8 protein-coding genes are annotated in these 6,635 nt (G+C 41.7%); 1 reads left to right on the top strand and 7 read right to left on the bottom strand.

Annotated elements, in window-relative coordinates; all coding sequences use genetic code 11:
* Window positions 1-100: 100 nt before the first annotated feature.
* From CJD30_RS11115 to CJD30_RS11135, 5 genes are read right to left on the bottom strand one after another with little or no spacing between them, the layout of a single operon-like run.
* Window positions 101-418 (bottom strand): hypothetical protein, encoded by a 318-nt coding sequence (locus CJD30_RS11115; protein ID WP_294919094.1) that lies wholly within the window; start codon window positions 416-418, stop codon window positions 101-103.
* Window positions 415-1,512: an alanine dehydrogenase gene (gene ald, locus CJD30_RS11120; RefSeq protein ID WP_294919097.1), complete on the bottom strand. Its 1,098-nt coding sequence runs from the start codon at window positions 1,510-1,512 to the stop codon at window positions 415-417. The genes CJD30_RS11115 and ald overlap by 4 nt, the downstream gene beginning before the upstream one ends.
* Complete coding sequence (locus CJD30_RS11125) at window positions 1,509-2,714, bottom strand: nitroreductase family protein (protein ID WP_294919100.1); 1,206 nt, start codon at window positions 2,712-2,714, stop codon at window positions 1,509-1,511. Before CJD30_RS11125 ends, ald begins: the two co-directional genes overlap by 4 nt.
* Window positions 2,707-3,141, bottom strand: coding sequence for an ankyrin repeat domain-containing protein (locus tag CJD30_RS11130; protein WP_294919101.1), 435 nt, complete (start codon window positions 3,139-3,141; stop codon window positions 2,707-2,709). Before CJD30_RS11130 ends, CJD30_RS11125 begins: the two co-directional genes overlap by 8 nt.
* A 15-nt stretch (window positions 3,142-3,156) precedes the next feature.
* Window positions 3,157-3,705, bottom strand: a complete 549-nt coding sequence (locus tag CJD30_RS11135) for a redoxin family protein (protein WP_294919104.1) — start codon at window positions 3,703-3,705, stop codon at window positions 3,157-3,159.
* 137 nt (window positions 3,706-3,842) lie between these two features.
* Between CJD30_RS11135 and nifA the strand changes: the two genes are divergently transcribed.
* Entirely contained in the window at window positions 3,843-5,474 is a 1,632-nt protein-coding gene (gene nifA / locus CJD30_RS11140; protein ID WP_294919106.1) for a nif-specific transcriptional activator NifA, read from the top strand.
* Here the strand turns inward: nifA and CJD30_RS11145 are convergent.
* Together CJD30_RS11145 and CJD30_RS11150 are read right to left on the bottom strand one after the other, a co-directional pair.
* Window positions 5,471-5,959: a PAS domain S-box protein gene (locus CJD30_RS11145; RefSeq protein ID WP_294919109.1), complete on the bottom strand. Its 489-nt coding sequence runs from the start codon at window positions 5,957-5,959 to the stop codon at window positions 5,471-5,473. The genes nifA and CJD30_RS11145 overlap by 4 nt on opposite strands.
* Window positions 5,960-6,044: 85 nt before the next feature.
* Window positions 6,045-6,635: winged helix-turn-helix domain-containing protein (locus tag CJD30_RS11150; protein WP_294919110.1), on the bottom strand; the 591-nt coding region annotated here is incomplete at its 5' end.

Genomic DNA, 6,635 nt, shown 5'->3' on the forward strand with positions numbered 1-6,635 from the left:
TTACATTTTGATCATAATATAGCTTCTTTTTTCATTTTATGACAAGGTAATTGAAAAAATAATAAAATAGATAAAAATAATGATTTTTAACTTCAAAGAACTAATTAACCCGCAATCTTATTTTCCCCGTAAATAGTTTCAAAAAATCATAGATATCACTCAGGAAAAAAGCGCGCGTATCGTGATGTTCAAATCGCTGAAGCCAAGACGGGTCATGATTCAGCCAGCCTTTGGAAGGAACGACGAATTCCTCCTTCGGCAAAAAAGGCTTCAAAACACCGCAATCATTGATTGCCTGTACAATAGCGACAAAGAGTTCATCTAATCGCTCATCTTCTTCGTAATGGTAAAGTTTTCCATCCATATTATAAAACCGATAAATTGCCAAGATTTCATTCGCTTTTTCGATCTCATTCATTCCAATGCCTTGTAGGCTAATGCGTGTGCTTCCGCAACCGCTTGATTGGTAACCGAACCATTATAGGTATTGAGTGCGCTCCGATAGGTATCCTCATTGAGCAATACATTCAATGGTGTAGAAGCAATTTTTAACGCATAGGGAAGTGTTGCGTCAGTAAGAGCAATCGTTGAGGTACGCGGATACATCCCCGGCATATTGGCAACACAATAGTGAATTATCCCATCCACTTCAAATGTAGGCTCTGAGTGAGTGGTAGGATGCGACGTTTCAAAACATCCCCCCTGATCAATGGATACATCGACCAACACTGAGCCTTTTTTCATCACACTGAGCATACTCCGAGTGATCAGTTTTGGTGCTTTCGCTCCCGGTATTAAAACCGTCCCTATCACAAGATCAGCATTTCTAATATTATTCAATATTGCCTCGTAGCTAGAGTGTAAAAAAGTGATCTTTGGGCTCATAACATCTCTTAGGTACGATAAGCGTTCGCTATTGATATCAAATACCACGACATCCGCACCTAAACCTGCAGCTGCTGCCGCTGCGGCTTTGCCTGCTATCCCCGCACCCAAAATGACAACATGATTAGGCTCAACGCCTACCGATCCACCCAATAATCTGCCGCTCCCTCCATAATAGCGTCCCAAATGGATCGAACCGAATAACGCAGCCATACGGCCTGCGATTTCACTCATCGGCTCAAGCAGGGGCAGCCTATGTCCAATACGGAGTGTTTCATACGCGAACGTTGTTATTTTTTTGGAACACAATACTTCTGTGAGTCTTTTATCTGCCGCTAAATGCAAATAGGTAAAAAGAATCTGGTTCTCTTTAAGACGACTGTATTCCACCTCTATAGGTTCTTTAACCTTGATAATAAGATCGGCTCCGCCATACACATCATCGGCATTTTCCCATATCACTGCGCCGGCATCGGCATAAAGCGTATCCTCAAACCCGCTCCCCTCACCCGCACCTTTCTCCACCAGCACACTGTGTCCCGCTCGACACAGCTGCGCCACGCCAGAAGGTGTCATTCCGACTCTAAATTCATCTTTTTTTATCTCTTTTGGAATCCCGATTATCATCTTTTTCCTCCGATCGCTACTACATACAGTAACGGATAGTTTGACCATTGTGCAGCTTCATCGTCATAAAAAGCTCCGATTCCGCTGCATCCGACACCGTATGTCTCACACTCCAGATAGAGTTGTTGCGCATATATCCCGGCATCAACATGATTTGAGGCACTAAAATTCTCAGCTGTAATCAATAGTACCATATTCGCCCTCGCAATAAAACGCTGGTTTAAAAGTAAATGGACACTTTCAGCCAAAAAATCTCCGCTTTTAATACAGACATCTTCTCGATATACCCCTGGTTGCATACTCTGTGCTTGCAAAACAATTCCGATGATGTCAAGCGTTTTTGGAGGCTTCAATCTCAAAAGAGCCAGAATCGAAACATCACTCATCGCCGTAGGATCAAATACTCTAGCGCTGCGCCGGTTCATATTGCACTCGATAAAAGATGCATACGATTTGATTTCAGGTATCTCACGATAGATTTTTTCAGAACGTACAATGGCATTGAGCGGATTATCGATGTGCGTATAATCACACGGTGATACATGTATCAAGGCTTTTGTGAGAGTTTTGACGTTACGCTCACTTATTTCACCGATACCGTATACCGCCCCTATGACCTCATCATCGCCAAACCCCATAATGGTGTTCAACTCTGCCATCGGAGACATTTTTGTCACTCTCTTTCCAAAATGATGGACTGACATTCCCAATGCGCTGATTTGATGCCCTAAATCCAGATACAAATATCTCCATCCCCGTAGACCATATTTCCAAAACGAACGAAAAGAGATCAAAGATATCATCACTATTGCACCGTTAAAACGCTCTTGAACCCCTACATAGCGTTCTATACCCTCAGAAGCGATCTCAGCGATCAGCACCAATTCTCCCATCACAACATCCAAATGATAGATACCGCTCATTATCCCCTCAATATTGCGAAGCTGGACATAGATTTCGATAGGGTGCAAATTTCCGGCTGACGGTACATTCAACCGATAATAATCGCTATGAGGAGCAATGATCGTATGATTGCTAACACAGCGAGTCTGCTGAAGCCAGTATAATTGTGGATGCTCAGAGAGTTTTATTCGGTGACAAAAATGGGGGTAGCGTTTAAAAATGGATGGTTGCGTGTTCCAATCAAGATACGTAGAACGTGACGCAACCGATTCGACAGAAAGAAGCGTCTGTTCACGCACTGCGTAACACCTTGAATATCTCACGATTCGTGGTCAATTCAAGCGCACTAAATCCATCTTCATTTTCAAGATGCGGATTGGCACCGAGACTCAATAAGATTCGAACACACTCCAAACGCGATGCCGAAGCCGCGTACATCAAAGCCGTTGTCCCTTCTTCGTTGATATCATCGATATCCGCTCCCGCTTCAATCAATAGGCGTATAATCTCTACAGAACCCCCATAGGCGGCATTAAACAAAACACCATTAAAATCATCATTAACGGCATACAGATCAGCACCGGCTTCAATCAATCGAGAAACCATCATTGCATTGGCTTCTAACGCCGCAAGCAACAAAGGCGTATTTCCGTTAAAACCCCGTTCTTCGAGTGCATCCGGATGAAAGCAACGATCTTTCAGCCATGTTATGTATTGCTCTACCATTACATTTCCTTGCGCTCAAGCACCCATCCAATTCTCATGCTCATGCCCTTTTTTCTTGAAATTTGCCGCATTATCTACCGCTTCGATACATTTATCATAATCTACTTCATCGGTAATCTCGCTCACGACTTCTATATAGCTGATCATACCCTCTTGATCGATAACAAATACCGCACGTGCCAAACGATCTTTGAGTTTCCCTTCGTTGATCAAAATACCGTATTTTTTCGCAAAGTCACGCGCCGTATCGATCACGATTTTCGCACTATCTATCCCCTCGCGAGCAACAAAATCATTCACAAACTCCGGATCATCCGTTGTAATCATAACCGTAGTGAGTTTTTTAAACTGCTTGATTAGATCATTGAATTTCTTTGCCCCCAACGAACATACTTCGGTTTTTAGTGATGGTATCGCTATCAAAAGCTGTGCAGTAGGTGCGATCATTCCGATCACATTCTGACTTCCATCCAGATTGCTCACACGTGCGGCAGGAGCTTCTCTGCCTATCGTCATATTTTTGCCTTCCAGCTGTGTCGGTGTCCCATGTACCGTGATCTGCATAATCTCTCCTTAGAGTTGTTTTGTGCCTATATGCAAAATCGATTCTTGCAAACTGATTATTTTTTACTCAACTAAAACTTTTTTAGCTGTATATTTTTATACTAAAATACTGATTAACTTATAAAAAAGATAAAGAAATGATGACCTATGAAGCCAACATCCCAAATCGTGAAGAGTGTCAAACCTGCAGCTTGACGTTTGCCTACAAAGAGATCAATCTTCTTTATGAGATTGCGGTATTGCTCACCAGCACAACAGAGATCAATGAGAGTGTCGAAAAAGCGATGCGCCGTCTCAAACAACACGGTTATTTGGAACGATGTGCCCTCTTTCGCAAAAAAGAGGATGCTGATGAATTGGAGCTTCTCAACTCTATCGATCTCGAACCCTATCAAAAGAAAATGGCGACCTACCGTTTCGGCGAAGGAGCAACCGGATTGGCGGCAAAAAGCCGAGAACCGATCGTAATCGAAAATATTCATAACAATATCAATTATCTAAACAAAATGGGAAATATCTCAACCCAAATGGTCTCCTATGTCGCCGTACCACTGTTGCAAGAGGATGAGGTCATTGGAGTCATATCCGCCAATATCGGAAAAAACAGCCCACTCAATTTCGATGAAATCGTCCGTATGCTCACTATTGTGGGATCATTGTTCGTCGGAGCACTCAAAGTCCAACAAACCATCACGAAAGAAAAAGAGTCCCTCTCTGAGCTCAAAACCTATTACAAAGAGGAGATGCAAAAAGATTACAATTTTGAAAACATAGTCGGACGTTCGACCCGTATGCAACAAGTGTTCGGAATGATCAATACTGTAGCTCCGACCGATGCCACCATTCTCATTCGTGGAGAAACCGGAACCGGAAAAGAGCTGATCGCAACCGCTATCCATAATCTCAGCCGACGTCAGAACGGTCCCTTTATCAAACTCAACTGTGCCGCGATCAGTGAAACATTGCTCGAATCCGAGCTATTCGGTCATGAGAAAGGTGCATTCACCGATGCGAGAGAGATGCGAAAAGGAAGATTTGAACTCGCAGACGGGGGGACACTGTTCCTCGATGAAATTGGGGATATTACCCCCGCATTACAGGTGAAATTGCTCCGTATTTTGCAAGAGCAGGAGTTTGAACGAGTCGGTGGAACGAAAACGATCAAAACAAATGTGCGACTTGTAGCCGCAACCAACCGAAATCTCGAAGAGATGGTACGAAAAGGGGAATTCCGGGAAGATCTTTTTTACCGTCTCAACGTCATTCCGATCAATCTACCGCCTCTGCGGGAACGTTACGAAGACGTCAAACTGTTGATCGAACACTATCTCCACCGATTTATGAAAGAACATCGCAAAAATATGCATTTCACCAAAGGGGCGATGGAGTTGCTCCTGGATTATCCATGGCCGGGAAATATCCGCGAGCTTCAAAATACGATGGAGCGGATTGTTCTGATCTGTCCGGATGGAGAGATTCAGCCGGAGATGCTGGCGCATGTATTGCCGTTTAACTATCAAAAACTCTATATGCAAAACGAACCGGCTCCATCACCTATGGCATCGATGCCGCAATCACCAACGCACAGCTATGAATCGCATACTTCGTCCGCACCGATGACGAAAAAAACGTTGCAGGAGCTGGAGAAAGAATCGATCATCCAAGCGCTCATCGATTCACACGGTATTCAGACCAAAGCAGCCCGTGCGTTAGGGATGAGTGCCCGCCAGATCGGATACAAAATCAAACAATACGGAATTGAGGTTTAAATCGTAAGAATGAATTCGTCGTACGATACGCCGCGTTCATTGAGGATTTGGTTCAACGCAGCTTCAGAAGCTGCGATTCCTCCGTACTTTTCTTTTTGCAGCAATGTTGCATAGAGAGGTTTTATAAATTCAAGTGCCTTTTCAGACGGGGTTCGTCGTACCGAATGGTAGTTGGTTATTTGTCTCGCATCATTAAACGATGGGGTCACATGGGCAAATACCCAGTAGTAATTCCCCTCTTTGGTTTTATTTTTGACATAGGCAAAAATCTCTTTTCCCTCTTTGATACGATTCCATAACAGTTTGAAAATTACAGCAGGCATATCCTCATGACGCAAAATATTGTGAGGCTGGCCTAATAATTCTTTTTCCAAATATCCAGAAAGCTCTATAAACAGCGCATTTCCATAGGTTAATTTCCCTTTTAGATCAGTTTTTGAAACAATAAATGTATTTGAATCAAAACGCAATTCTTGATTAGCCATATATAATTCCCAGTCTTATAAATTTTTCGGGATACTACTGAAAAAAAGTCTCAAAATAATCGCATTATTATTGTATATCTGCATTTCATGATACATTATATTTTAATAGGCAACTATGAACACTGTGACTTTTTCCCCATAATGCAAGTCCTATGCAATAATAGAAAACGAATCTGTACCCTATATTATTAATGACCGTAATAAAATCTTTACCAAAGCGTTTTCTCATACGCAAAATAAAATTTTTTAAGGCTGCATCACTCATCTCTTTAAATTCCCAAACATGTTCATAAAACATATCTTTAGTAATTACTGAATTCTTATTATCTAAAACCATTTCGATAAATAACACCTCTTTTTTATTCAGTCTGTAAGACACATCATCCTTGATCAAATATTTCGTCGATATATCATAAATCCAATCATTTTTTACCAATCGTCGATACATGTTCGTTTTATTTACATATAATTTTTTACTGCACAAACAAAGTGCTTCAATCAAAGCATCATAAGTGATAGGTTTAATTAAGTATGCAGCTAAATTTAACCGAATTGAACGTAATAAATATTCAGTATCTTGATAACCACTGATAACGATAATAGGTATATTGATATTGTATTGCCGAAGATACTCAATAAAGTCTAACCCGCAATCGCTATTACTTAAATATATATC

The organism is Sulfuricurvum sp. PD_MW2 (genome assembly GCF_002633015.1).
Taxonomy (GTDB): domain Bacteria; phylum Campylobacterota; class Campylobacteria; order Campylobacterales; family Sulfurimonadaceae; genus Sulfuricurvum.

Excerpts from the sequence above, each read along its gene's own strand:
- CJD30_RS11115 (WP_294919094.1), bottom strand. The coding sequence starts at position 418 with ATGAATGAGATCGAAAAAGCGAATGAAATCTTGGCAATTTATCGGTTT.
- ald (WP_294919097.1), bottom strand. The coding sequence starts at position 1,512 with ATGATAATCGGGATTCCAAAAGAGATAAAAAAAGATGAATTTAGAGTC.
- CJD30_RS11130 (WP_294919101.1), bottom strand. The coding sequence starts at position 3,141 with ATGGTAGAGCAATACATAACATGGCTGAAAGATCGTTGCTTTCATCCG.
- CJD30_RS11135 (WP_294919104.1), bottom strand. The coding sequence starts at position 3,705 with ATGCAGATCACGGTACATGGGACACCGACACAGCTGGAAGGCAAAAAT.
- nifA (WP_294919106.1), top strand. The coding sequence starts at position 3,843 with ATGATGACCTATGAAGCCAACATCCCAAATCGTGAAGAGTGTCAAACC.
- CJD30_RS11145 (WP_294919109.1), bottom strand. The coding sequence starts at position 5,959 with ATGGCTAATCAAGAATTGCGTTTTGATTCAAATACATTTATTGTTTCA.